This is a genomic window from Pseudomonas sp. DD1 (assembly GCF_044510355.1).
Classification (GTDB): Bacteria; Pseudomonadota; Gammaproteobacteria; order Pseudomonadales; family Pseudomonadaceae; genus Aquipseudomonas; species Aquipseudomonas shahriarae.
This window is the reverse complement of the sequence record NZ_MSAJ01000008.1, coordinates 35,564-59,829: the sequence shown is the minus strand read 5'-3', so window position 1 is coordinate 59,829 and position 24,266 is coordinate 35,564. Positions and strand designations below refer to the sequence as shown.

The window sequence follows — 24,266 nt, the reverse complement described above, 5'->3', positions numbered from 1 at the left end:
TTATCGACAAACCGATTGAACGAGCCGGCCAGTTCACCCAACTCGTCCTGGCTGGTGATTGCCAGGCGCCGGGTCAGGTCGCCCTCACCGGCGGCGATATCGTCGAGGTTGGCTTTCATCAGGTGCAAGGGGCGCAGGATGGTATTGGCCAGCAGCATGCCCGCTGCAGCGATCAGCAACAGCAGGATTACGGCGATGCCGACAATGCTCAACAACACCCCTTCCATGCGCTCGTTGACCTTGGCTTCGACTTCGCTGACCAGGGCCTCGATACCGTCGAGGTTGACCGAGGTACCGATCACCATGTCCCACTTGGGCAGGTACTCGGTGTAGCCGAGCTTGGGCACCAGTTCGGTTTGCCCCGGCTGGGTCGAGCTGTATTGCAGGTAGTGGGTGCCGTCCTTGCCGACCTTGACCAGGTCGCGGTTGACGTAGACGCCGTTGGGGTCACGGTTGTCCTTGAAGCTTTTGCCCACGCCGTCGGGGCTGTTGCCCTTGAACAGGCGGATGGTTTCGGAGTCGTAGCCGAAGAAATAGCCGTCCTTGCCGTAGGTTGTGTTGGACAACAGCTTGACCACCTGCGCCCGCGCCTCCGTATCGCCGGGGGCTGCGGCGTCGTACAGCGGCTTGATGGTGGTCATCGCCACTTCGACATAACTTTGCAGGGTGGCCTTGGCGTTGTTGAGCAGGCGCTGGCGGGTTTCGGCCACCTCGGTGCGCGCCTGTTCCTTGAGGATCCACACGGTGGTCAGGCTGATGACCACGGCAAACAACAACACTGGCAGTACAGCGAGGGACAGGACTTTGGCCTTCAGACTCAGACGCATGGATCTTCTCTCTTGTAGGGCAACGTTACGAGGTTAACGGCCCTAAAGGAGAAAACTGTAGGAATCTGCTTGTTACAGGGTCATCGCGGCAAACCAGCCGAACACCAGCAACGGCAGGTTGTAGTGCAGGAAGGTCGGGACCACGGTGTCCCAGATATGGTGGTGCTGGCCGTCGATGTTCAAACCCGAGGTCGGCCCCAGGGTAGAGTCGGACGCAGGCGAACCGGCATCGCCCAGGGCCCCGGCGGTGCCGACGATGCAGACAATGGCCAGCGGGCTGAACCCCAGTTGCACACACAGCGGTACAAAAATCGCCGCGAGGATCGGCACGGTGGAAAACGACGAACCGATGCCCATGGTCACCAGCAGGCCTACCAGCAACATCAACAGCGCACCCACGCCACGGCTGTGGCCGATGAATTCGGCCGAAGCCTGCACCAGCGTCTGTACCTGGCCGGTGGCCTTGAGCACTTCAGCAAACCCCGACGCCGCGATCATGATGAAGCCGATCATCGCCATCATTTTCATGCCTTCGGTGAACAGATCATCGGTGTCGCGCCAGCGCACGATGCCCGATACCGAGAAGATCAGGAAACCCGCCAGAGCACCGATGATCATCGAGTCCAGCCACAACTGGATAATAAAAGCCGAAGCAATGGCCAGCCCGGCGACCAGCAGGGTCAGCGGGTTGTACTGCACCGCCACTTGCTCGACCCGCTCGATCTTCTGCAGGTCGTAGATGCGCTTTTTGCGGTAGCTGATAAACACCGCCACCAACAGGCCGAACACCATGCCCAGCGCCGGAATACCCATGGCATGGGTAACGTTGACCTGGCTGATATCCACCCCGCTCTTGGCGACATTGGCCAGCAGGATCTGGTTGAGGAAGATATTGCCGAAGCCCACCGGCAGGAACATGTACGGGGTGATCAGGCCGAAGGTCATGACGCAGGCGATCAGGCGCCGGTCAATCTGCAACTTGGTCAGCACATACAGCAGCGGCGGTACCAGCAGCGGGATAAAGGCGATATGGATCGGCAGGATGTTCTGCGAGGCAATCGCCACCGCTCCCAGCAGGCAGATCAGCAGCCATTTGACAGAACTGCCGCCAGTGGCGTCCTGGCGGCCCACCAGCAGCAGGGCCTTGTCCGCCAGGGCATGGGCCAGGCCGGACTTGGCAATCGCCACCGCGAAAGCACCGAGCAATGCGTAAGACAACGCCACCGTGGCACCGCCGCCCAAGCCGCTGTTGAACGCGCTGAGCGTCGCGTCGATCCCCAGGCCACCGGTCAAACCGCCGACCAGGGCACCCACGATGATCGCGATGACCACATGCACGCGGGACAGGCTGAGCACGAGCATGGTGCCGACCGCGGCGATTACTGCGTTAATCATGGTTACCTCAAGACAGAAATATAAACACAACACGCGCCGGCGCCCCGGCCAGATGTCGACCACGGCACACGCAGAAAGGGAGTTTTATTAGAGGCCGCGCACTTTGCAGCAGCCGGCGCGCCATGTCAAAGAACGACGTCGCGAATAGATTCAATTGAACGTATGAATAAAGAAAAACAACCCGCGGCCGATAGAGTGGATTATCTCTGTCGCAACGAAAGGTTAAGGATCTCCATGTCGCTCAGGCAGCTGTCCATTCAATGGAAAATCACCCTCCTCGCCGGCCTTTGTCTGTTGGGCATCGTGACCCTGCTGGTGGGTCTTTCGCTGTATCGGATGGACCAGAGTTCACAACGGGTCCAGACCTCCAGCACACAGATGCTTAATGTTGCAGCCCAATCGCGCATCGAAGCCCAGGGTGAAGTGCAGGCGCTGGGCATCCGCCAGCAATTTATGGACGCCTACCAATATGGCCATGGCTTTTCGCGCCAGGTGCTGTTTTTGCGCGAACAGGCCGAAAAACGCTTCCTCGATGCCTTCGACCTGCGTGAAGACCTGACCCGCCAGGTCAAGGCCGCCCTGCAAGCCAACCCGGACCTGCTGGGCCTGTCCCTGGTCTTTGAAGCCAATGCCCTGGATGGCAAGGATGAGCTGTTCGCCGGCCAAGCGGAACTGGGCAGCAATGAAAAGGGACGCTTTGCCCTGTACTGGTCGCAGCCGACACCCGGCACCCTGACCTCGATGGCGCTGCCGGAAAGCGATATGTCCGACACCAGCGTCGGCCCCAGCGGCGAGAAGGCCAACACCTGGTTCACCTGCCCACGCACGACCCTCAAGCCGTGTGTGATCGAGCCGTACTTCTATGTGATCGACGGGCACAACGTCTTGCTGACCAGCATCGTGTTCCCGCTCATGGCCAATGGCAAAGTCATCGCCTCGCTGTCGGTGGACATCAACCTCAACAGCCTGCAGGCAGTCAGCCAGAATGCCAGCCGCGAGCTGTATGACGGCCAGACCAACGTCAGCATCATCAGCCCGGTGGGTTTGCTGGCCGGCTACAGCCCGGATGCGAGCAAGCTCAGCCAGCGCCTGGACAGTGTGGATACCGCCAGCGGCGCACAACTGATCAGCGCCATGGCCAGCAGCACCCAGACCTACAGCCTGCGTACCGACCATCAACTCAAGGTGCTGGCACCCTTCCAGCCCATTCCCAATGGCAAGTCCTGGGGCGTGTTGCTGGATGTGCCGGAAAAAGTCCTGATCGGCCCCGCCGAAACCCTCAAGGCCGAGCTGGATGCCGACAACACCAAAGGCACCCTGCTGGAACTGGGCCTGGGCCTGCTCGCCGCCATCGTCGGTTTGCTGCTGGTGTGGCTGATGGCCCGCAGTGTCACCCGGCCGATCCTCGGCGTGGCCCATATGCTGGAAGATATCGCCAGCGGCGAAGGCGACCTGACCCGGCGCCTGGCCTACGACAAGCGCGACGAACTGGGCGAACTGGCCAGTTGGTTCAACCGCTTCCTCGACAAACTGCAACCGATCATTGCCGAGGTCAAACGCTCGGTGCAGGACGCGCGCAGCACCGCCGACCAATCAGCGGCAATCGCCAGCCAGACCAGTGCCGGCATGGAGCAGCAGTACCGCCAGGTGGATCAGGTGGCCACCGCCTCCCACGAAATGAGCGCCACCGCCCAGGATGTCGCCCGCAGCGCCGCCCAGGCGGCACACGCTGCACGGGATGCCGACCAGGCCACCCGCGAAGGCCTGACGGTGATCGACCGCACCACCACCAGCATCGGCCACCTGGCTGCCGACATGAGCACGGCGATGGCCCAGGTCGAAGGTCTGGCAGCCAATAGCGAGCAGATCGGTTCAGTGCTGGAAGTGATCCGCGCGATTGCCGAACAAACCAACCTGCTGGCCCTCAACGCCGCCATTGAAGCCGCCCGTGCCGGTGAAGCCGGGCGTGGTTTTGCGGTGGTGGCGGACGAGGTGCGCAACCTCGCACGGCGCACTCAGGAGTCGGTGGAAGAAACCCGCCAGGTGATCGAACAGTTGCAAAACGGCACCCAGGAAGTGGTGAGTTCCATGAGCAACAGCCATCGCCAGGCCCAAGGCAGTGTCGAACAGGTCGGCCAGGCCGTCACGGCATTGCGCCAGATCGGCGATGCGGTGACGGTGATCAGCGACATGAACCTGCAGATCGCCAGCGCCGCCGAGCAGCAAAGCGCGGTGGCCGAGGAGATCAACAGCAACGTGGCGACGATTCGTGATGTGACCGAGTCGCTGTCGGAACAAGCCAATGAATCGGCGCGGGTCAGCCAGACGCTCAATAGCCTGGCCAATCAGCAACAGGGGTTGATGGACCAGTTCCGGGTCTGATCGCGGTTAAAAGGTGCGGGGCCGGGGGCTGGACGCAACCTCCAGCTCACACCCCCACAGCTCTACCGCCGGCTGGCTCGCCTGGGGCGGGCCGAGCCAGGCACTCAGCCACTGGCACTGCTGGTTGAAACACAGTTGATAATCCCCGGCCTCGGGGGTGCGGCCCAGGCGCAGGGGCTGCAAGGGTGGCAACTGACGCTGGTAATGCCAACTGCCCTCACGCAGTTCGGCGCCGTGCGGGATCTCCATACCGGCCCCGGAACCCTTGACCCGCGCCTCGCCCAACACCAGGCCCTCAGGCGTTACACGGTAATCCTCTTCCCAGCGCACTTTCTCAATCGTATGCGTCCAGGCCAGGGTGAACACAGGCGTAGGCACTTGTGCCCATACCGCGCCCGCCAAGCCCAGACACAGACCGATCACGCAGTGGCCGCCTGGGCACGATGGGCCCGCCAGCAGTGCTGTGCGATCAACAGCCCCACCATGACGAAGCCGATTTCATCGCTTAACGGCGTCGCCAGAATCAGGCTACCACCGGCGAAGAAGCCCAGCAGGCGCTCCCACCAACTCAGCCTGGCTTGCAAGTAGCCGGTAAATACCGCGCCCCAGATACCAATGGCCAGCAACGCTTTGGCCACCACATACAGTGTGGCCAGCAGGCTATCGCCCTGCAGCATCAGCGCCGGCTCGTACACCGCCATAAACGGCACAACGAACCCCGCCACCGCGATGCGTACCGCCCAAAAGCTGATCTTCAGGCCGCTCTCCCTGGCAATCGGTGCCGCCGCGAAACAGGCCAATGCCACCGGCGGTGTGAGGTCGGCCATGATGCCGAAATAGAACACGAACATATGCGAGACAATCAGCGGTACGCCGAGGTCCAGCAGTGCCGGTGCAGCGATCGAACTGGTGATGATGTAGTTGGGAATGGTCGGAATCCCCATGCCCAGCACCAGGCAAGTGAGCATGGTGAGCACCAGCGACAGGAACAGGTTGTCCTGGCCAATGGCAAGGATGTAGCCGGCAAAGGTGGAAGCCACCCCGGTCAGCGACACGACACCGATAATCACCCCCACCAGGGCGCAGGCGATCCCCACCGGCACCGCGTGCCGTGCGCCCTCTACCAGTGCATGCAGGCAGATGGTCAGGGTGTCGCGGCCGCCTTTGATAAACCAGCACACCGCCACCAGCAGCGCCACCACCCCGAACACCATGCCGATACCGAGCCGGAAGAAGCCCGCGCAAAGCAGACCCAGGACGATCCAGAAGACAAAACGCATCACCTTGGACGAGACCCGCAGGATGATCGCCGAGCCGAGAATCACAATGGACGTCAGGGCCAGGCCGACCATGCCGGAGAACAGCGGCGTGCGCCCGGAGAACAGCAGGTAGATCAGCACAAAGAGCGGAATCAACAGGTACCAGCGCTGCTTCACCGCGGCCCAGGGGTTCGGGCATTCGTCCTTGGGCAGGCCACGCAGGTTGGAGCGCTTGGCTTCCAGGTGAACCATCCAGAATACCGAGCCGAAGTACAGCATGGCCGGAATCAGCGCGGCCTTGGCCACCTCGAAGAACGGCACGTTGATCGTCTCGGCCATGATAAAGGCCACTGCGCCCATGATCGGCGGCATGATCTGGCTGCCCATCGACGAGGTCGCTTCCACGCCACCGGCAAACGCCGACTTGTAGCCGAAGCGCTTCATCAACGGGATGGTGAATTGGCCGGTGGTGACCACGTTGGCCACCCCCGAACCGGTGATGGTGCCCATCAGCGCCGACGACACCACGGAAACCTTGGCCGGGCCACCGACTTTGTGGCCGAACAGGCCCATGGCGAAATCGGTGAACAGCTTGATCATCCCGGCCTGTTCAAGGAACGCACCGAACAGGATAAACAGGAAGATGTACGTGGCCGATACATAGGTCGGCGTGCCATACAGCCCCTCGGTGCCAAAGGCCAGTTGGTTGACGATCTGGTCGATGGCATAGCCGCGGTGCATCAGATCGCCCGGCAGGTACTGGCCGAACAGGCCGTAGGCCAGGAACAGCGCACAGATCAACGGTAGGGCAATCCCCATCACCCGCCGCGCCGCTTCAAACACCAGCACAATCAGCAACAGGCCGATGACCAAATCGCTATCGGTCAGGTCGCCAGAGCGTTGAATCAAGTCGGCTTCGAAATACCACTGGTAGAACGCCGTGGCCATTCCGGCCAGCCCCAGCAGCCAGGCCATCGGCTGCCAGGGCTGAGCATTGCCACGCGCCGGGAAACACAGAAACACCACCAACAACAGAAAGCCCACATGCACGGCCCGCAGAATCTGGCTGGAGACCGGATGGAAGGCCGCGGTGATGATTTGGAAGACGGAAAACAACAGCGCGACATAGAACAGCGCTCGCGGCCAATCCCTGGGACTGGCGGCAAGGCCTTGGTCTTGCTCACTCATGCAGGTCACTCCCACGTTACAACATCGACATGCCAACAAGCCTGGCGCGTTGTGCGCGCCGGGCTATTCACCGCTCTGGCACAGCGCGCAGCGCTTGGCACCGCGCACCGCACCCACCTGGGCCTTACAGTGCGCCCGCTTCCTTGTAGAAACGCTCGGCGCCCGGATGCAGTGGGATAGGCAGGCCCTTGGCCGCACCTTGCAACTTGATATCTTTGGCCGCCGAGTGGGCGTTACCCAGACGATCGAGGTTGTCGAACATGAGCTTGGTCATCTGGTAGGCCACCTCATCGGTCACGCCGTCATGGCTGACCAGGATGTTGGTGATGGCCACGGTCGCTACATCGCTGTCCTGACCGTCATAAGTGCCCGCCGGGATCACCGCGCCCTGGTAGGCAGCGTTATCGATCTTCGCCGTGATATCCGCCGGAATGGCAACGAAGGTTATTGGCAGGGTCGCGGCCAGGTCGCGGATCGCCGCCATGCCCAGGCCCGAGGACTGCAGGGTGGCATCCAACTGGCGGTTCTTGATTAACTCGACCGACTCGGCGTACGGCAGAAACTCGACCTTGCCCATGTCTTCGTAGCTCAGGCCAGCAGCCTTGAAGATGGCGCGGGCGTTCAGCTCGGTGCCGGATTTCGGCGCGCCGACGGAGATACGCTTGTTTTTCAGATCCTCCAGGGTGGTGATGCCAGACTCCTTGCTGGCGACGATCTGGATGTAGTTGGGGTAGGTGCCGGCAATCGCCCGCAGTTTTTTCAAGGGTGCCTTGAAGCCGGCGTCTTGCACGCCATTCCAGGCATCGGCGACCGAGTCACCGAGGGCAAAGGCCAGCTCGCCGCGACCGGCTTGCAGCAGGTTGAGGTTTTCCACCGACGCCTTGGTGGCCTGCACCGAGGTCTTCGATCCGTCTATACCGTTGCTGTACAGCTGTGACAATGCCACCCCAATCGGGTAATACACGCCGCTGGTGCCACCGGTCAGTACATTGATAAAGGTTGGGGCGGCGAGTGCCGAGGAACTGGCGACAAGGGCTGCGGCAGCAGCAAACAGGCTCAAGCGTTTGGTCATTTGCATGGGTTCACCTTTTATCTTTCTTGTTAGGTGCCGAGCAGCCGCGTGACCGGCTGGCGAGGGCTATAGCAACTGCCGTGGCCGAAACAGAGAAAAAACCAGGGTGCCTTTCACCTGTTCCACACGGCCTGCGTGGTGGCTGTTATAAGCGAAATTGCGCGAGCCAGGTTCTGTAAGAAAAGTCTTGTTGCAAATCGGCGCGCGTATCCGCCAGTCAGGTTTGGCGCCGGGGCAGTTCGATCAACACTTTGAGCCCGCCCAGTGGGCTCTCTTGCAACTGCAATGTACCGCCCCATACATCGACAATATCGCGCACGATGCCCAGCCCCAGGCCATGACCAGCGGTCTGTTCATCCAGGCGGGTGCCACGACTGAAAACCTGGTCACGCTGGGACTCGGGAATACCCGGGCCGTCATCTTCGACGATCAGTTGAAAACACTCCGGGGTCTGCTCAATGCTCAAACGCACCTCGGCATCCGCCCATTTGCAGGCGTTGTCCAGCAGGTTGCCCAAGAGCTCCAGCAAGTCTTCGCGGTCCCAGGGCAGTTGCAGGCCGGGGCGAACCTGGTAGCTCAACTCCAGGTGCTCGCCGTGGATCATGTTCAGGGTCGCCAGCAGGCCCGGCAGTTCGCTGTCGCAGTCGAACAGCGCGCCGGGCAGGGTTTCACCGGCCAGGCGCGCGCGGTTGAGTTCGCGGTTGAGCCGTTGCTGCACCTGCTGCAACTGCTCGCGCAACAACTTGGCCAATTGCGGCTGGTCCTTGAGCTGCTCGCTGGAAGCCACGCTCAACAATACCGCCAGCGGGGTCTTCAAGGCATGGCCGAGGTTACCCAGGGCGTTGCGCGAGCGTTTGAGGCTGTCTTCGGTATGGGCCAACAGGTGGTTGATCTGTGCCACCAGCGGCTCCAGCTCCGCCGGCACCTGGGTATCCAGTTGCGAGCGCTGGCCTTGTTGCAGCTGTGCAATCTGCTCGCGCGCAGTTTCCAGCGGGCGCAGGGCCCGGCGTACGGTGACCCGTTGCAGGATCAGGATCAGCAGCAACGCCGCCAGCCCGAGGACCAAGCCGACCTGGCGCATCAGGCGAAAACTTTCCCGCACGGGCGTGTAGTCCTGGGCCACGCTGATGGAAATCGACTGGCCAAAACGCTTGTAGTCCGATCGCAGGACCAGCAGTTGCTGGCCTTCCGGGCCCAATTGCAGGTTGCCCTTCAGGCCGGCCTGGGGCAGTTGCGGCAGTTCCTGGTCCCACAATGAACGGGAGCGCCAGTGGTTGTCGCCGAAGTCGATACGGAAATAGTGCCCGGAAAACGGCCGTTGATAGGCCGGTGACAAGCGCTGCTCATCCAGTTGCACGCCGCCGGGCCCACGCACCAGGGCCACCAGCAGGTTTTCGCTGTCGTTGCGCAGACCCGCTTCCAGGTAGCGTTGCAGACCCACTTCGAACAGCCACAGGCTGGTCTGCGCCAGCACCAGGCCGACGATCACCATCACGCTGATCAGCCCCAGGCTCAGCCGCCGCTGGATCGACCTCACGCGGGGCTGGCGCCAAAGCGATAACCCTGGCCACGCCGGGTTTCAATCACGCTGCGCCCGAGCTTGCGCCGCAGATGGTTGACGTGGACCTCGAGGACATTGGAGTCGCGCTCGGTCTCGCCGTCATACAGGTGCTCGGCCAGATGGCTTTTGGAAAGGATTTGTTCGGGATGCAGCATGAAGTAGCGCAGCAGGCGAAACTCGGCAGCGGTCAGTTGCACCTCGGCACCGTCGCGCATCACGCACTGACGGCCTTCATCCAGGTGCAAGCCCGCCGCCTGCAAGGTCGGCTGGTTGGCCTGGCCATGGGAACGGCGCAGCAAGGCCTGGATGCGCAGGTACAACTCCTCGGGGTGGAACGGCTTGCTCAGGTAATCGTCGGCCCCGGCCTTGAGCCCTGCGATGCGCTCGGCCCAGGAATCGCGGGCGGTGAGGATCAACACCGGGGTCGCCAGCGCGGCGGCGCGCCACTGGCTCAGCACCTCAAGCCCCGGCAAGCCAGGCAGGCCCAGATCGAGGATGATCAGGTCATACGGCTCGCTGCGCCCCTGATACACCGCATCGCGACCGTCCGCCAGCCAATCCACGGCATAGCCCTGGGCTTTCAGCCCGGCCATCAGTTCATCAGCCAACGGTACGTGGTCTTCCACCAGAAGCAGGCGCATCAGTCATCTTCCTCGTCTTTAAGCAGCGCGCCGGTGGTCGCGTCCAGTTTGATTTCCCGGACCACGCCATCGGTGGTCACCAGCTCCACCTCATAGACGTAACTGCCGTGTTTGCTCTCAAGCTCAGCCTCCAGCAACCTGGCACCGGGATGCCGCGCCATGGCCTGCTGCAGCAGTTGCTCCAGGGACAGGATCACCCCTTGCTGACGCAATTCCAGGGCTTCATCCTGGTTGAGGTCCCGGGCAGCCACCACCGAGCAAAAGGCCAGGAGCACCAGCGCCAGTCGACTGCCGGTGCGTAGATTTACCTTCATTACGTATCCTGATGATCCTTGAGGACTTGCCCGGTGACAGCGTCCAATTCCACATCCCACTCGACGCCTTGGGCATCGCGCAGGTCAACCTGGTAAATATACTTGCCGTATTCCTGCTCCAGCTCGGTTTCATGCACCGTGCCACCTGGGTGCTTGGCCAGGGCGGCGGCATTGAGCTTCTCGAAAGACTGGATGGTACCAGCGTCACGCAATTTCAGCGCTTCATCCGGCCCCAGGTCCCGCGCCTGGGCCAGGCCGCTGGTGAGGGCGATGATACTGGCGGTGATAATTGTGAGGGTTTTCATGATCGTTCTCCATTTCAGGATGTTTTGCCTACGGCCCCCACAGTACGGGTCGCAACTTAACTGAAACTGAATTGCCACCATGGCAATTGTCCCACAACACCTTGCCAGGCTCCGGGGAATATTTCCTATACTGCCCGGCTCGCCTGCACAGAGATCGGTATGACGGCCATTCACATCAAGTTCCCAGCCCTGACGCTCAAGGCTGGCCAACGCGCTTTTGCACGCATTCGCGAACAAGGCCTCCAGCCTGCCGATGTGGGGATTCTGCCCGGCGCGGCCGGTGGTCCCAAGGCCCTGGGCATTCAGGGTCTGGACCTGGCGCTGTTTGGTGACTGGCTGGCGCGTGCCCCCCGCGAGCGTGCGCTGATCGGCGCGTCGATCGGTTCCTGGCGCTTTGCCAGTGCCTGCCTGCCGGATCCGGTACAGGGCCTGCTCGACCTCGGGCGCCTTTACAACGAGCAACGCTTTGCCAAGGGTGTGACCATGGCCGAGGTCAGCCAGAGCTGCCAGCGCATGCTCGACGACCTGCTGGCCGGGCGCGATGCGTCGCTATTGGATAACCCGCACTATCGCCTGAATATAGTCGTGGTCAAAAGCCATGGCCTGTTGGCCGACGATCACCGAGGGCGCCTGGGCCTGGGCCTGTCCTCGGTGATCGCCGATAACCTGCGCGGCCGTGCACGGCTGTCCCGGCATTTTGAACGGCTGATCATCCACGACCCGCGCCAGGCGCCGCCACTGCACCCGCTCACGGATTTCCCTTCGCGCTTTCTCGCCCTGGAACCGGGCAACCTGCGCCAGGCCCTGCTGGCGTCCGGTTCGATCCCCATGGTGATGCAAGGCGTACGCGACTTGCCGGGCGCCGGTGCCGGCACCTATCGCGATGGTGGCCTGCTGGACTACCACCTCGACCTGCCCTACCACGGCGATGACGTTGTGCTGTATCCGCACTTCACTGATCGAGTCATCCCCGGCTGGTTCGACAAGAGTCTGCCGTGGCGGCGCAGTAGCCCACAGGGTCTGCAGGATGTGTTGCTGGTGGCCCCCTCACGGGACTACCTGGCCCGCCTGCCCCACGGCAAATTGCCGGATCGCAGCGACTTCAAGCGCTTTATGGGGGATGACGCGCGACGCAATCAGTACTGGCAAACCGCGATGAGTGAAAGCCAGCGGCTGGGCGATGAGTTCCTTGAACTGGCCGATAGTGGCCGATTGGGTGAGCGCTTGATTGCGCTCTGAGCCACCAGGCCTTATTTTTCCGCAAATTGGCGTAGCGCCCGGCGAGCGTACGTTCACCCTTACCGTGGGTGTATCATCCGGCGCTATGTATGCGATCATACAAGGCATCTTTCTGTGTGCATTCTCATTAACAGTGGCCGAATCAAAAGTTATCGACGATGAAAACAAAAGCATCATCTAACCCATGACAATCATCATTCGATTGGACGTCATGATGGCGAAGAAGAAGATTCGCTCCAACCAACTGGCAGATGCCATTGGGATTACCGAAGCCAATCTATCGCTATTGAAAAACGGAAAGATCAAAGGCGTTAAACTCGAAACCCTGAACAAGCTGTGTATCGCCCTGGATTGCCAGCCAGGCGACTTGCTGGAGTTCGAGAGCGAAGAAGCCTAGCCCTGGAATGAGCTGCCTGGCTTGCGGGCAACCCTGTAAAACACTGATAAATTCAACGCGGACCTCCCCCTTATGAAACCCATAAAGTTCCTGGGCCTCGTCACTACCGCCCTGATTACTGGTTGCAGTAACACCAGTTTCAGCCCTTCCTCGTTCAAGGTTTATGAACCAGGTACGCAGTTCGGCAACCGCCACGGCTCTTCTTTCTGGCTGGATACACCCTGCCCTAAACGTGGTTGCGATAATAATAAGTTGTTCTTCAATCCAGCCCACCAGGAAACAACTTTGGAAAGATACAACCATGCATTCTAATCGCAAAAAAATGTACAGCCTTGGCATGTTCCTGCTTCTGGCAGCAGCCCAGGCAAGCGCGCAGGACTTGCCCAACCTTTCGCTTCTCACGCGCTATGGCGTCACCGAAGATCAGTTGCCGGCAGCCCCCACCGACCTGGCACTGAGCACCGAACCGACGAAAAGTCGCTTTGAAGTGCAGCCCGAACGGCCACTGATCCGGTTGGAGAAAAACGGCAACCTGGTGTCTGAAACCACCGGCAATATCAGCATTGATAACGCCGCCGCCCAAAGCCAGGTGCAGTGTGCCCGTGCGTATGCCGAACTGGAGCGCCGAGGGTCGCAGCGCTCATTGCCGTGTGGGGATGGGGTCAAGGTCAGTACAACGTTATGGTCCCAGGAGTAACAGCGCTTTACGCACTCCGCCTGGTTGCCCGATAAAACAGGTTAGAATGCGCGCCAAGTCGGTCACCTGGGCCCATAAAGCGCTCACCCCACACTGACAATCGCACACAGCCCTAGAAACTCCTGCCTTACAGGTCATACCGTGGAAATTTTCAAAGAGTTTACATTCGAGTCCGCCCACCGCCTGCCCCACGTCCCCGAAGGCCACAAATGCGGGCGCCTGCACGGCCACTCCTTCAAGGTGGCCATCCACCTGAGCGGCGACCTCGATCCGCATACCGGCTGGATCCGTGATTTCTCGGAGATCAAGGCGATTTTCAAGCCGCTCTATGAGCGCCTCGACCACAACTACCTCAACGACATCCCCGGCCTGGAAAACCCTACCAGCGAAGTACTGGCCAAGTGGATCTGGAATGAGCTGAAGCCGTTGTTGCCGGAACTCAGCGCCATTCGTATCCATGAGACCTGCACCAGTGGCTGTATTTATCGCGGTGAATAAAGCACCTCTACAAAACCGAGGGGACACCTCCCTAGCCATGGATTGCTCCATCCCTGGCTTGCCCTCGACGATAGCAGCGAATAAAACCAGGTTTTGAAGCAAACCAAGGAACCACACCATGGAATCCACCTGGCTGGCACAGGCCAAGCGTTTGCAGGCACTGGCCTCTACCGCGTTGCATTTTTGCAAAAACGAATTTGACCGTGAGCACCTTGAGGAAATCGCCCATATCGCCCACTCGATGCTCGCACAGTTGGGTAACGTGCCTCTGGAAAGTATTACTGGCCTAGTCTCGGACTTCGCACAACGCTACTCAACGCCATTGATTGATGTGAGAGGTGCAGTGATCGAAGGCGATCGCATCCTGCTGGTGCGCGAGGCAACGGACGGTTGTTGGGCGCTCCCCGGTGGATTTGCGGATGTCGGTTTTTCAGCGGCCGAGAACGTGATTAAGGAAATCCACGAAGAAGCCGGGCTGACCGTCACGGCACGAGTGCTCTACAGCATTACTCACAAAGCCAAAGGTCCGTACACACCCGATGTAAGGGACTTCTACAAGTTGTACTTTCTCTGTGACCGGACAAATCAGACCGCCCCAACGGTCGGGCTTGAAACCACCGACGTCGGCTTCTTCAGCCTCGACAACCTGCCGCCCCTGTCACGCGGCCGCACCATCGAAAGTGATCTTGAAGCAGCCTTCGCCTTTCACCGTGGGGAAATCACCCAGACCCTGTTCGACTGACACCCTGGACCGGTGATCCCATTTGTATCACCGCCGCACCACTTTAGTGCCGGGCTGGGCACAATCCACAAGCCATCCCGCCTCCCTGCCCTACCCACCCCCAAATATTGTGCAACCTGCACAGCTCCCACCGTGCACCCATCACTGCCCGGCAGTTGGCACGGGCGCTGCAACAGGCCCTGCGTCACTCACAGGGGAACGGCACATGACGCAGAACGAACCGGGCAACGATTACCCTCTCAGCGAAGTGCCCATGCATGCACGCAAGGGCCTTGGCTCCACGGCCATGGTGTTGCTGGGCTTCACCTTTTTTACCGCGACCATGTTTGCTGGCGGCAAGCTGGGGGTGGCCTTCAGTTTTACCCAGATGCTCGGGGTCGTGGCCCTGGGTAACCTGCTGTTGGGTATCTACGCCGCAGGCCTGGGGTACATCGCCTTCAAGAGCGGCTTGAACTCGGTGCTGATGGGGCGTTTCTGCTTTGGCGAAGTGGGCAGCAAGTTGAGTGACCTGATCCTGGGTTTCACCCAGATTGGCTGGTACGCCTGGGGCACCGCCACGGCGGCCGTGGTGCTGGGCAAGTATTTCGAGTTGAGCCAGGGCAGCGTACTGGCACTGATGGTGTTGTTCGGCCTGGCGTTCTGCGCCACGGCCTACGTGGGCTATCGGGGGCTGGAAATTCTCTCTTACATTGCAGTCCCGGCCATGGGCCTGCTGTTGTTGCTGTCGATGTGGGTGGCCACGGTAAAAGTCGGCGGGCTGGAAGGTTTGCTCGCCGTGGTGCCCAGCAGTGAGTTGGATTTGTCCACGGCCATTACCCTGGTGTTTGGCACCTTTGTCAGCGGTGCCACCCAGGCCACCAACTGGACGCGCTTTTCCCGCTCGGCCAAGGTGGCGGTGCTGGCCAGCCTGATCGGCTTTTTTGTCGGCAACGGCCTGATGGTGCTGATCGGTGCCTACGGCGCCATCGTCTATCAGCAACCGGATGTGGTGGAGGTGTTACTGCTGCAAGGTTTCGCCATGGCGGCGATGGCCATGCTGCTGCTCAATATCTGGAGTACCCAGGACAACACCATCTACAACTTTGCCGTCGCCGGCTGCAACCTGCTGCGCACCAGGCGCCGCAAGACCGTGACTCTGGTCGGCGCAGTGATAGGCACCCTGCTTGCCTTGCTGGGTATGTACGACATGCTGGTGCCCTACCTGATTTTGCTGGGCACGGTGATCCCACCGATTGGCGGGGTGATCATGGCCGACTTTTTCTATCGCTACCGCGGCCACTATCCACGGCTGGCAGATGTGCGCTTGCCGGCCTTCAATTGGCCGGGGCTGATTGCCTATGCCGTGGGTACGGTGCTGGCGTTCAGCTCACCGTGGGTTGCGCCACTGGTGGGGATTATCGCTGCGGCCGCTACCTACATCGCGCTCACCGCCGTCCTGCGGGTGCGGGTGCCATCGGCTGACGCCCAGGCATGAGCCTGACGGTGGCGGATGTACTGGCCCTGCCGGGGCTGGAGTGCATGAGCCTGCGGGCGGGTAGCGCAGGCCTGGATAATGGCGTGCGCTGGCCTTATGTAGCCGAGAACAGCGGTATTGCCGAGTGGGTGCTGGGCGGCGAACTGGTGTTCGTCACCGGCATCAACCATCCCCGTGACGAGGCCAACCTTTTGCGCTTGCTCGACGAAGCCTGCGCGCGGCAAGTCGCCGGCCTGGTGATCCTGACCGGGCCGGCTTACATCCAGGCAATCCCCCCTGGGCTGCTGGAAGCTGCCGACGCCGTCGGCATGCCGCTGATCGAACAGCCTTATTCCCTGAAGATGGTCCTGGTGACCCAGGCCATCGGCTCCGCGCTGATCGAGGCCGAGCAACTCGGACGCTCACGGCATGAGGTGCTGGAGCGCCTGTTGGCGGGCGACTATCAGTCCCTCGACCTGCTCCTGCATCGCGCCAGCCAGCTGGGCATGCCGCTGGACGGGGATTGGCAAGTGGTGCAGTTGCAACTGGACGGTGGCGACGCGCTATTTGCCCAAACCGCGGCCGCGGATGCCGAAGCCCAGTTGGCCCGCCAGCACGATGGCATTACTCGCCGATTGCGCCAGTTCGCCGCCGAGCATCCTTCGCGTCTGCCCGTGCTCGGCAGGGCTGGGCAGTGGACCTTGCTACTGCCCACCGATGACAACCGGCAACGCCTGGCAAACTGGCTCAGGCCCCTGAACCTGCGCCTGGCCCCGCTGAAGCTGTGCATCGGTTTGAGCGCGGCAAAACATCCGCCAGCCGGCCTGGCCCAGGCCCTGGATGAAGCGCGCCAGGCGCTGGCGGTCGCCCGGCGCTTTGGTGAACATGCCGGTATCTGTGTCTACGATGAACTCGGGGTGCTGAAGCTACTGAGCGCAGTGCGCGATCGCGGGTTGCTCGACCAGTTTCTCCAGGAACGCCTGGGGCCCCTGCTGCGCCATGATCAACGTCACGGCCCGAGCCTGATGCCGACCCTGCAAGCGTGGTTCCTGGACAATGGTAACCTTGTGGCTGCTGCCCTGCGGTTGGCGGTCCACCGCAACACCCTGACCCATCGCGTCCAGCGCATCGAGGCCCTGTGCGGGCTGTCGCTGGACAACCCCAATGACCGTCTGGACATCGGCGTCGCGCTGATGATCTGGCGGCTGTCTGCCTGATTGCTTTTTGCCCAAGAGGAACTTGCCCATGCATATCATCAACGCCCGCCTGCGCAACCGTGAAGGCCTGCATGATCTGCACCTGGAACATGGCCGGATCGCCAGCATTACCCCACAAACCGCCGCGCCGACCCTGGGGCCGGACGACTTGGACGCCGCTGGCAACCTGGTGGTACCGCCATTTGTCGAGCCACATATCCACCTCGACGCCACCCTCACCGCCGGCGAGCCGCGCTGGAATATGAGCGGGACGCTGTTTGAAGGGATCGAATGCTGGGGCGAGCGCAAGGCCACCATCACCCAGGAGGACACCAAGAACCGCGCCAAGCAGACCATCCAGGCCCTGGCGGCCCATGGTATCCAGCATGTGCGCACCCATGTCGACGTCACCGACCCGGACTTGACCGCACTCAAGGCCATGCTCGAAGTCCGCCAGGAGAGCGGCCACCTGATCGACCTGCAGATCGTGGCGTTTCCCCAGGAAGGCATCGAGTCCTACCGCAATGGCCGCGAACTGATGGAAGAAGCCATTCGCCTGGGCGCCGATGTGGTGGGCGGTATTCCCCATTTCGAGTACACCCGCGACCAAGGGGTCAGCTCGGTCAAGTTCCTTATGGACCTGGCCGAACGCACCGGCTGCCTGGTCGACGTGCATTGCGATGAAACCGACGACCCGCACTCGCGCTTCCTCGAAGTGCTGGCCGAAGAAGCCCGCAGTCGCGATATGGGCAGCCGGGTCACCGCCAGCCACACCACGGCCATGGGTTCCTACGACAATGCCTACTGCGCCAAGCTGTTCCGCCTGCTGGGCCACTCGGGCATCAGTTTTGTTTCCTGCCCCACCGAAAGCATTCACCTGCAAGGCCGCTTCGACAACTTCCCGAAACGCCGGGGTGTGACCCGGGTCAACGAACTGTTGGAGGCCGGCATGAACGTCTGCTTTGGCCAGGACTCCATCGTCGATCCCTGGTACCCACTGGGCAACGGCAATATCCTGCGTGTGCTCGAGGCCGGGCTGCATATCTGCCATATGCTCGGCTACAGCAACCTGCAAAGGGCCTTGGACCTGGTCACCGACAACAGCGCCAAAGCCATGGCCCTGGGCGACCGCTACGGCCTGGAGCCCGGGCGACCGGCGAACCTGCTGATCCTGTCGGCAAACAGCGACTATGAAGTCATTCGCAGCCAGGGCCTGGCGCTGTATTCGATCCGCAACGGCAAAGTGTTGATGAAACGCCAGCCAGCGCAGGTGACATTTTTGTAACCCGCGAGGCTAAACGATCGAGTCCAGGTCCAGTGTCTGGCCCTTGTCCCGATCGCCCTCGAAGGCCGGCGGGATGCTTGCCACCTGGGGCAACTCATGGTTTTCCGGGTGGCTGAACCAACGAGCCAGGCTGGGTTGCAGGTTTGAGGATGAAGCGTGACTGCCGTATACATCGCGCCCTTCCACACGGCGCCAGCGCAGGCTTTCCAGACGCTGGCGACTGGTTTGCAATCGGTCGATTTCAGCGGTCAAGGCATCGTAATGCTCATGGCCGCGTCCGTTCGCCGGGCTGCGACGGTGCAGCTCAAGCCGTTTGTCCTGCAGTTGTCGGCGCAGGGTGCTCAGCGCGTGGTCGATCAATGCGTATTCCCGTGCCGTCACCAGGGAGCCGCGGGTATCCAGTGTCTGTTGCCAGCGGCGTAACGTGGCCCACGCCGCCGGCACGTAGCTGGCGACCATGAAGTGCTGGCTGGCCTGGAACAGTTGCTTGAGCAGGTTGTCACGCTCGGGCATATCGCCGTGCAAACGCAAAGCGTGATTACACGCCGCCTCCTGCACCGACGCACAACCGGGCTGCCACAGCACCGAGGACTGTGTGCCGTCCGCCAGGATGATCGGCATGAAGTGTTGCTGCTCGCCGTGATGCCGATAGGGCTGGCCACCGAGCCGCACCAGCCCCGCAGCAAACAACAGGCCTCCCGGCGCGGGCGCGCCGAATAAGGTCACGGCGCCCGGCACCCATAGCTTGGCCGTGGTGTTCATCCAGGTCGCCGGCACGCTGGGGACCGGATCATTGTGGTTGACGATACGATGGTGAACCAGGGCAGCCGCTCCCCCTGTGAATTCAGCATCGGCGGCGCGCGGGGCACCGTAGGTGTACAGCAGCACGTTGTAGTCGGCATCCTTGACCCGGCGCAGTCCCTCGGCCAGCAACAAAGCGATTGCCCCACCCAGGCTGTGGCCACAAATCACGATGCGTTGGCCGCTGTAGAACTGATCCAGATAGCGCAATACAAAGTCACGCAAGGCACGGTACGCCTGGTAAAAGCCTTCATGGACCTTACCGATGCCGTCCGCGAAAGGTACCTGGTGGGCATTCGCGTCACGCAGGCCATCCGCCGCACTGGCCGTGCCCCGCACCGCAATCAGTACCACTTCATCGTGATGGCTGATAAAGGCCTGGGTATCCGTACCCTGCTCTTCGTCATCGAAAAAATGCAAGCGTGCCGGATGCTCCTGCCTCGCCTCCAGCTGCGGACTGTTCTGCGGATACAACTGAGGGTCGAAGGGCAGGATCTCGAAACGCCGCGAGTATGGGACATCCTCATACAGCGGGTAAAAACGCCGGACTTGCTCGGCATCGACCCTCCAGGCCTGCTGATACCCCGCGAGTTTTTCAGCAAATAGATGGCCGATGCTGGGGTCCAGAGGAAAATGGACTTCATCTTGCGGGTGAGTGGCCGGCTCCTGGCCAAAACGGCAGTAACTCAAGGTCGCCATCAATGCCAGTTGGTACAGGTTCAAGGCACAGAATTCGTCGTCCCTCGACAGCATCGGGCGCAGTGCCCGCAGGGGTCGGACTTCCAGCGCCGTGTGCTGGTTGGGGAACAGCACCACGCCCGACAACTCGGGCTGGGGTGGGCCAAACCCAAGGTCGGCCATCATTTTCAGGGCATGTGGCTGGGGGCCGTGAGACCGTGGCGCCAGCGGTGGCAGGTGGGCAACATGGCGAACCAGATCGCGCACTTCGACCTGGTAGAACCGATCGGCTTGTCGCCTTGCTGGGTTACCCTCGAGACGCTGGCCATCCCCGGTAGAAAACTCGCTGCGTTCGGCGCGAACCTGAAGTTCGGTGATGGGTAGTTTGTAAGTCAGGCGCGTCGTCAGTCGGTGATACGGTGCTTCTGTCCCGGCATAGGGTTCATCCAACGTAAGCACCACAGGACCACAGTAAAAATCCGTTATTTTGGCGAAGCCCTCTCCATTCAATCTACCGCTGTATTGTTGTCCGGCACTGTCATGGAACGAGTACGGCAGCCCCCCATAATTCTTGCCATTGCCGGTTTCATCGACCAAACAAAAACTCACCCAGTGCCCTCGCAATGGGCACGCCGGCATCTTGTCACTGAAAAACTCCTGCTTCCATGCCTCCAACTCCATGACTTCACTCCCTGTTAGTAGTTGCACGTTGGATAAACATCACAGATACGTCCGTCAGGCATTTTTATAGGTTTGAAGTCGGTCGTATTGCCCCGGCAGTACGCGAACATATCTTCGAAACTCTCACCCCGGCACCGCCTCCAGCCGTTTGGAACAGCTACCCAGTTATCGTCAAAGGCAGGCAGCTCTTCGTCAGACAGGTTCAACACCAGCCTGAGTTTTTGCCCCGCCAGTCGATTTCGTTGCACAGCGCCGCCTGCCGACGCTTTACTTGAAAGCCCATTTGCGTCCACTGATCTGCACATGAGGATTTTCCTGATCGCATGCACCGGCCCCACTGTGCGAAAGAACCACCTGCATCGTGCTTGCAACTCCAGCACCCCCGACTCAGGCCTCCCCGACCCATCCGCGTCTAAACGATCCTGAATATGGATAGCCGCAATATCTCCGCCAACATCCGTATCGCGCGCGCCCCACCGCGCATAAAAATCAAACTCCACGCTGCGCAATACCAACGGGCAGCCCTCGACTGTTTCAGTCAGGGGCAGCGCCTGGGTCACGCGGCTGGCTACCGGGCTGTAGGGAACACTAAAAATCTTCCGCTCGGGCCTTTTGCCTCGACGCCAAGGCAAGGTGCAACGTTCACCTGCTGCGGGGCTGTAGTTAGCGGCGCTTTTAACGCGGAAATTGGCTGGCAAATCCACCTCCAAGGTAAAGCGATCAACGGGCACCACCGCACACCCCGATGTCCAGGCCATACCCAGCACCAGCAGAACTCCACACGCCTGGTTACTCATGCTTGCCCCAACGTGCGCCACTGCTCAGCCACCCGCCTGAAGTGTTCCTCCGGCGCCTCCCCCTTCAGCGGCTGCCACTGAATCACCCTGGGCCCGGTTGCCTCTGCCAAACGCCGCACCACCAAAAACTCCAGTTGCAGAGCGCCGTACCATTGCCAACTGCGGGCCTCGTCCAGTACCTGGGCCAGCCATCCCCCTGGATCCTGGAACTCGACCAGCGCCGCAAGGCTTTCGCTGTGTTCGGCCAGCAGGTAGCGCAGGATATTGGCCTGCAGAATGGCCGAGGCCTGGGGGTTGGGGATGTTGAGCCAAGGAGCGGGGTCGGGTATCGGGTACTTTCCGGGCGCTGGGTTGTTGGCGCAGCACCATTGCTCTTCGTGCCAGTAGCAGACGCTGATCAGTGGCCCGAGATAGGCCGGCCATTGCGCTACCGGCACGCTGGTCAGCGCACGCCCCAGGGTGCGGTTGTCGTGGAAACGGTACAGGGCCTGATTGCCCGGTGGCCCCACCAGCATCCGCGCCTGCCAATGCTCGATGACGTTGCCCAGGTCCGCGTCGGGCAAGCTGCCCAGCCAGCCCCAGTTCATCTCAGGGTGCTCGAGCAACCCCACAAGCGCAGGCTCATCGAACTGCTCCACCAGCAGGATCACCGGCCCGTCAGCCGCCAGTACCGCCACTGCACTGCCACCGTAAAGGCTGCAACATTGCCCCAGGTTGCGAGGCGCCATCAGCGGCTGACGGGCATTGCTGTTTCCCTCAAGAATCAAACACAGCCGGCGTCCTGCCTGCTGCTGTTGGGTCATCCATTGGCCCGGTGTACGCAGCATCAGGCCGCCCTCCCACGGATGTCGCACACGCCTTCGCGGCAGCGTTCACATACCGGGCAGAAGTCCGCATCCAGTTGCCGGGCCATGCTCATGACGACAGCCTGGGCCGCTGAAATTTCCGCACCGCTGACGGCCGCACCCGCAGGGCTGGCCGAGCGCGCAACGGCCGGTTGGCCACCCAGGGTAATCGGGCGACTGCTGAAGATCCCACCAGCCTGGATCAGTACGTGCTCGCCTCCGGCCTTGAGGCTCAACTGCGCGCCAGCGTCGATCACCAGGCTGGCACCCGCCTTGAGATGAACCTGTTGCCCTGCCTCGATCACCAGTGCCTGGCCGATATAGGCCAGGCTATCGCCCTGCACCTGGAGGTGATCGCTCGCCCCCAGGACCACCTTGCGATCACCACTGACATGTCGCTGTTCGGCGCTTTCCAGGCGCACCGTGCTCGGGCCGCGAATGGTTTCCCGCCGCTCCCCGCCGACTTCCAGGTGGCTGTCACGCCCTACCTGCTGCTGCCAGTCCCGCTGGGCCCGCAGGTAGATAAGCTCTTCACCCAGGCGGTCCTCCAGGTGCAGTTCGTTGCCGCCCGCACCACCGGGGGAACTGCGGCTGCGCAATACACTGCAGGTTTTGTGTTGCGGCAGTGGATAAGGCGGCATATGCCGCGCATTGGGCAGGCAACCGTTGATCAATGGCCGGTCCGGGTCGCCCTCCAGGAAGGTCACCAGCACTTCCATGCCGACCCGGGGCGTCATGATCGCGCCAAAACCGTCGCCCGCCCAGCCGGAAGCCACCCGTACCCAACAACTGCTTTTATCACTGGCCTTGTCCAGGCGATCCCAGTGAAAACGCACCTTCACCCGGCCGTAGGCATCGCAATGCACCTCCTCGCCCACCGGGCCCGTCACAGTGGCTGTCTGGCTGCCGGTAATGGTTGGCTTGGGATGCTTGAGCGCCGGGCGGTGGATCGCACGCCAGGGCGTGGCGTTGAAGCGGTTGCGATAGCCCTGGAACCTGTCGCCAGCGGGCATCGCCTCCTCCAGCGCCTGGGGTTGATACCCCTCGTGACGCACCGACGTAAGCAGCCACAAGTCATTGCAGGCAGGCTGCGGGTGATCGTGCAACGGCAGGAAATGACCACTGCACAACGCCGGTTGATCACTCTTGCCCAAGGCCCGGTGACGGTCGCGCTGATGGCGCTCCAGGCTGCGACGCGCCAATTGCACACCCCGCGCATGGCCGGTAAACCCGGCGGGGTAATGGTAGTCCTCAAGAGGCAGCACCGATGCAGCCCCGGCGTGTTCCTGCAAACGCCGTGAAGGATGCTCGAAGTCGTGATCACGGCGCACTGCCTGGCGGCTGCGCGTCGCCAGGCGCACATCGAAACGCTGGATCCCCCGTGCCTCGGCGGCCGGCCCGCTGGCAGGGCGATAACGCTGTGCAGGCAGGCGACGGAACACCGTCTGGTCATCCCCAAACACCAATACATGGGCGTCCGGGCTGTGGCGAAAGTGGTAGTGAATCCCCTCCTCCTCACACAGCCTCTGGAGGAAGTGCAGGTCGGTTTCCGCGTATTGCACACAGAACGTGCGGGGCGGATAGACCACCGGACCCAACTCGAAGGCATACGCGTCGGCCAGGATGCCGTGGTGCTCGAGCACGGCCGCGATGATCTGCGGCACGCTGCGTTGTTGAAAGATGCGCTGGTCGCGCCGATGCTCCAGCCACGCCAGGCGCGGCGCCAGGGTCAGGCGATAACGAGTGAGCCGGCCCCCGGGGTCATCGCGACCGACGGCATACACCTGCCCGTGCAAACCTTCGCCCATTTCACCGAAGCCTAGATAGGCCGGCTGGTGCAGCAATGCTTCTAGGTCAAGGCCGGGGTTTTCGCTGACCAGTTGCACTTCGATGAAGTAGGGCTGGTCAAGGGCTTCGCGGCCTTTGAATGCCAGTACTTGGAAGTCTGTCTCCATGCCTTGAACAATAAAGTTGAAACGTGACGAAACAAACGCACTCACCATCCGTTGTTAC

The 24,266-nt window shown here is 61.5% G+C and carries 21 protein-coding genes and 2 pseudogenes; 10 read left to right on the top strand and 13 right to left on the bottom strand.

Annotated elements, in window-relative coordinates; translation table 11 throughout:
* Positions 1-5: 5 nt before the first annotated feature.
* A pseudogene (locus PSFL_RS06550) lies at positions 6-827 on the bottom strand (cache domain-containing protein); the annotation flags it as partial.
* A 72-nt stretch (positions 828-899) separates the two neighbouring features.
* Positions 900-2,219 carry a Na+/H+ antiporter family protein gene (locus tag PSFL_RS06545; protein ID WP_169961237.1) on the bottom strand — a complete coding sequence of 440 codons (1,320 nt, stop codon included), beginning with the start codon at positions 2,217-2,219 and terminating at the stop codon, positions 900-902.
* A gap of 165 nt (positions 2,220-2,384) precedes the next feature.
* On the opposite strand from PSFL_RS06545, the pseudogene PSFL_RS06540 reads away from it, so the two are divergent.
* Both PSFL_RS06540 and PSFL_RS06535 read left to right on the top strand, forming a co-directional pair.
* Positions 2,385-3,746 (top strand): annotated as a pseudogene (locus PSFL_RS06540) (HAMP domain-containing protein); the annotation flags it as partial.
* A 102-nt stretch (positions 3,747-3,848) separates the two neighbouring features.
* On the top strand, positions 3,849-4,604 hold the full coding sequence (locus tag PSFL_RS06535) for a methyl-accepting chemotaxis protein (protein ID WP_374068247.1): 756 nt from the start codon (positions 3,849-3,851) through the stop codon (positions 4,602-4,604).
* Positions 4,605-4,610: 6 nt separating this feature from the next.
* On the opposite strand, the gene PSFL_RS06530 is transcribed toward PSFL_RS06535, so the two are convergent.
* The 7 genes from PSFL_RS06530 to PSFL_RS06500 form a co-directional block, all read right to left on the bottom strand.
* Positions 4,611-5,027 (bottom strand): DUF1850 domain-containing protein, encoded by a 417-nt coding sequence (locus PSFL_RS06530; protein WP_057439469.1) that lies wholly within the window; start codon positions 5,025-5,027, stop codon positions 4,611-4,613.
* On the bottom strand, positions 5,024-7,051 hold the full coding sequence (locus tag PSFL_RS06525) for a TRAP transporter permease (RefSeq protein ID WP_057439470.1): 2,028 nt from the start codon (positions 7,049-7,051) through the stop codon (positions 5,024-5,026). Before PSFL_RS06525 ends, PSFL_RS06530 begins: the two co-directional genes overlap by 4 nt.
* Positions 7,052-7,175: 124 nt before the next feature.
* Positions 7,176-8,129 carry a TAXI family TRAP transporter solute-binding subunit gene (locus PSFL_RS06520; RefSeq protein WP_057439471.1) on the bottom strand — a complete coding sequence of 318 codons (954 nt, stop codon included), beginning with the start codon at positions 8,127-8,129 and terminating at the stop codon, positions 7,176-7,178.
* Between the two features lie 211 nt (positions 8,130-8,340).
* Positions 8,341-9,660, bottom strand: a complete 1,320-nt coding sequence (locus PSFL_RS06515; protein WP_057444136.1) for a sensor histidine kinase — start codon at positions 9,658-9,660, stop codon at positions 8,341-8,343.
* Positions 9,657-10,325, bottom strand: a complete 669-nt coding sequence (locus tag PSFL_RS06510) for a response regulator transcription factor (protein ID WP_057959091.1) — start codon at positions 10,323-10,325, stop codon at positions 9,657-9,659. The genes PSFL_RS06515 and PSFL_RS06510 overlap by 4 nt, the downstream gene beginning before the upstream one ends.
* Positions 10,325-10,639, bottom strand: a complete 315-nt coding sequence (locus PSFL_RS06505; RefSeq protein ID WP_057439472.1) for a PepSY domain-containing protein — start codon at positions 10,637-10,639, stop codon at positions 10,325-10,327. Before PSFL_RS06505 ends, PSFL_RS06510 begins: the two co-directional genes overlap by 1 nt.
* A complete protein-coding gene (locus PSFL_RS06500; protein ID WP_057439473.1) occupies positions 10,639-10,944 on the bottom strand; it encodes a PepSY domain-containing protein in 306 nt (101 codons plus the stop codon). The genes PSFL_RS06505 and PSFL_RS06500 overlap by 1 nt, the downstream gene beginning before the upstream one ends.
* Positions 10,945-11,103: 159 nt before the next feature.
* On the opposite strand from PSFL_RS06500, the gene PSFL_RS06495 reads away from it, so the two are divergent.
* From PSFL_RS06495 to codA, 8 genes are all read left to right on the top strand, one after another.
* Positions 11,104-12,183, top strand: coding sequence for a patatin-like phospholipase family protein (locus PSFL_RS06495; RefSeq protein ID WP_397469827.1), 1,080 nt, complete (start codon positions 11,104-11,106; stop codon positions 12,181-12,183).
* Between the two features lie 184 nt (positions 12,184-12,367).
* On the top strand, positions 12,368-12,580 hold the full coding sequence (locus PSFL_RS06490; protein WP_057439475.1) for a helix-turn-helix transcriptional regulator: 213 nt from the start codon (positions 12,368-12,370) through the stop codon (positions 12,578-12,580).
* Between the two features lie 301 nt (positions 12,581-12,881).
* On the top strand, positions 12,882-13,277 hold the full coding sequence (locus PSFL_RS06485) for a hypothetical protein (RefSeq protein ID WP_057438507.1): 396 nt from the start codon (positions 12,882-12,884) through the stop codon (positions 13,275-13,277).
* Positions 13,278-13,418: 141 nt separating this feature from the next.
* Positions 13,419-13,775: a 6-carboxytetrahydropterin synthase QueD gene (gene queD, locus PSFL_RS06480; RefSeq protein WP_003190259.1), complete on the top strand. Its 357-nt coding sequence runs from the start codon at positions 13,419-13,421 to the stop codon at positions 13,773-13,775.
* Between the two features lie 118 nt (positions 13,776-13,893).
* The gene (locus PSFL_RS06475) at positions 13,894-14,517 is read left to right on the top strand and encodes an NUDIX hydrolase (protein ID WP_169961221.1); all 624 of its coding nucleotides are present in this window, start codon (positions 13,894-13,896) and stop codon (positions 14,515-14,517) included.
* A 205-nt stretch (positions 14,518-14,722) separates the two neighbouring features.
* Positions 14,723-15,991 carry a cytosine permease gene (codB, locus tag PSFL_RS06470; RefSeq protein WP_057959086.1) on the top strand — a complete coding sequence of 423 codons (1,269 nt, stop codon included), beginning with the start codon at positions 14,723-14,725 and terminating at the stop codon, positions 15,989-15,991.
* Positions 15,988-17,187, top strand: coding sequence for a PucR family transcriptional regulator (locus PSFL_RS06465; RefSeq protein WP_169961222.1), 1,200 nt, complete (start codon positions 15,988-15,990; stop codon positions 17,185-17,187). Before codB ends, PSFL_RS06465 begins: the two co-directional genes overlap by 4 nt.
* Before the next feature lie 28 nt (positions 17,188-17,215).
* Positions 17,216-18,451: a cytosine deaminase gene (codA, locus tag PSFL_RS06460; protein WP_397469826.1), complete on the top strand. Its 1,236-nt coding sequence runs from the start codon at positions 17,216-17,218 to the stop codon at positions 18,449-18,451.
* A gap of 9 nt (positions 18,452-18,460) precedes the next feature.
* On the opposite strand, the gene PSFL_RS06455 is transcribed toward codA, so the two are convergent.
* From PSFL_RS06455 to PSFL_RS06440, 4 genes are read right to left on the bottom strand one after another with little or no spacing between them, the layout of a single operon-like run.
* Positions 18,461-20,611 carry a lipase family protein gene (locus tag PSFL_RS06455; RefSeq protein ID WP_397469825.1) on the bottom strand — a complete coding sequence of 717 codons (2,151 nt, stop codon included), beginning with the start codon at positions 20,609-20,611 and terminating at the stop codon, positions 18,461-18,463.
* A 14-nt stretch (positions 20,612-20,625) separates the two neighbouring features.
* The gene (locus PSFL_RS06450) at positions 20,626-21,408 is read right to left on the bottom strand and encodes a hypothetical protein (protein WP_397469824.1); all 783 of its coding nucleotides are present in this window, start codon (positions 21,406-21,408) and stop codon (positions 20,626-20,628) included.
* Positions 21,405-22,235 (bottom strand): DUF4123 domain-containing protein, encoded by an 831-nt coding sequence (locus PSFL_RS06445; protein WP_057959082.1) that lies wholly within the window; start codon positions 22,233-22,235, stop codon positions 21,405-21,407. Before PSFL_RS06445 ends, PSFL_RS06450 begins: the two co-directional genes overlap by 4 nt.
* Complete coding sequence (locus tag PSFL_RS06440) at positions 22,235-24,256, bottom strand: type VI secretion system tip protein VgrG (protein ID WP_273872550.1); 2,022 nt, start codon at positions 24,254-24,256, stop codon at positions 22,235-22,237. The genes PSFL_RS06445 and PSFL_RS06440 overlap by 1 nt, the downstream gene beginning before the upstream one ends.
* Between the last annotated feature and the right edge of the window lie 10 nt (positions 24,257-24,266).

Coding starts and splice junctions, on each gene's coding strand:
- PSFL_RS06535 (WP_374068247.1), top strand. CDS start 3,849: ATGGAGCAGCAGTACCGCCAGGTGGATCAGGTGGCCACCGCCTCCCAC.
- PSFL_RS06525 (WP_057439470.1), bottom strand. CDS start 7,051: ATGAGTGAGCAAGACCAAGGCCTTGCCGCCAGTCCCAGGGATTGGCCG.
- PSFL_RS06520 (WP_057439471.1), bottom strand. CDS start 8,129: ATGCAAATGACCAAACGCTTGAGCCTGTTTGCTGCTGCCGCAGCCCTT.
- PSFL_RS06510 (WP_057959091.1), bottom strand. CDS start 10,325: ATGCGCCTGCTTCTGGTGGAAGACCACGTACCGTTGGCTGATGAACTG.
- PSFL_RS06505 (WP_057439472.1), bottom strand. CDS start 10,639: ATGAAGGTAAATCTACGCACCGGCAGTCGACTGGCGCTGGTGCTCCTG.
- PSFL_RS06500 (WP_057439473.1), bottom strand. CDS start 10,944: ATGAAAACCCTCACAATTATCACCGCCAGTATCATCGCCCTCACCAGC.
- PSFL_RS06495 (WP_397469827.1), top strand. CDS start 11,104: ATGACGGCCATTCACATCAAGTTCCCAGCCCTGACGCTCAAGGCTGGC.
- PSFL_RS06490 (WP_057439475.1), top strand. CDS start 12,368: ATGACAATCATCATTCGATTGGACGTCATGATGGCGAAGAAGAAGATT.
- PSFL_RS06485 (WP_057438507.1), top strand. CDS start 12,882: ATGCATTCTAATCGCAAAAAAATGTACAGCCTTGGCATGTTCCTGCTT.
- PSFL_RS06475 (WP_169961221.1), top strand. CDS start 13,894: ATGGAATCCACCTGGCTGGCACAGGCCAAGCGTTTGCAGGCACTGGCC.
- codB (WP_057959086.1), top strand. CDS start 14,723: ATGACGCAGAACGAACCGGGCAACGATTACCCTCTCAGCGAAGTGCCC.
- PSFL_RS06465 (WP_169961222.1), top strand. CDS start 15,988: ATGAGCCTGACGGTGGCGGATGTACTGGCCCTGCCGGGGCTGGAGTGC.
- codA (WP_397469826.1), top strand. CDS start 17,216: ATGCATATCATCAACGCCCGCCTGCGCAACCGTGAAGGCCTGCATGAT.
- PSFL_RS06455 (WP_397469825.1), bottom strand. CDS start 20,611: ATGGAGTTGGAGGCATGGAAGCAGGAGTTTTTCAGTGACAAGATGCCG.
- PSFL_RS06450 (WP_397469824.1), bottom strand. CDS start 21,408: ATGAGTAACCAGGCGTGTGGAGTTCTGCTGGTGCTGGGTATGGCCTGG.
- PSFL_RS06445 (WP_057959082.1), bottom strand. CDS start 22,235: ATGCTGCGTACACCGGGCCAATGGATGACCCAACAGCAGCAGGCAGGA.
- PSFL_RS06440 (WP_273872550.1), bottom strand. CDS start 24,256: ATGGTGAGTGCGTTTGTTTCGTCACGTTTCAACTTTATTGTTCAAGGC.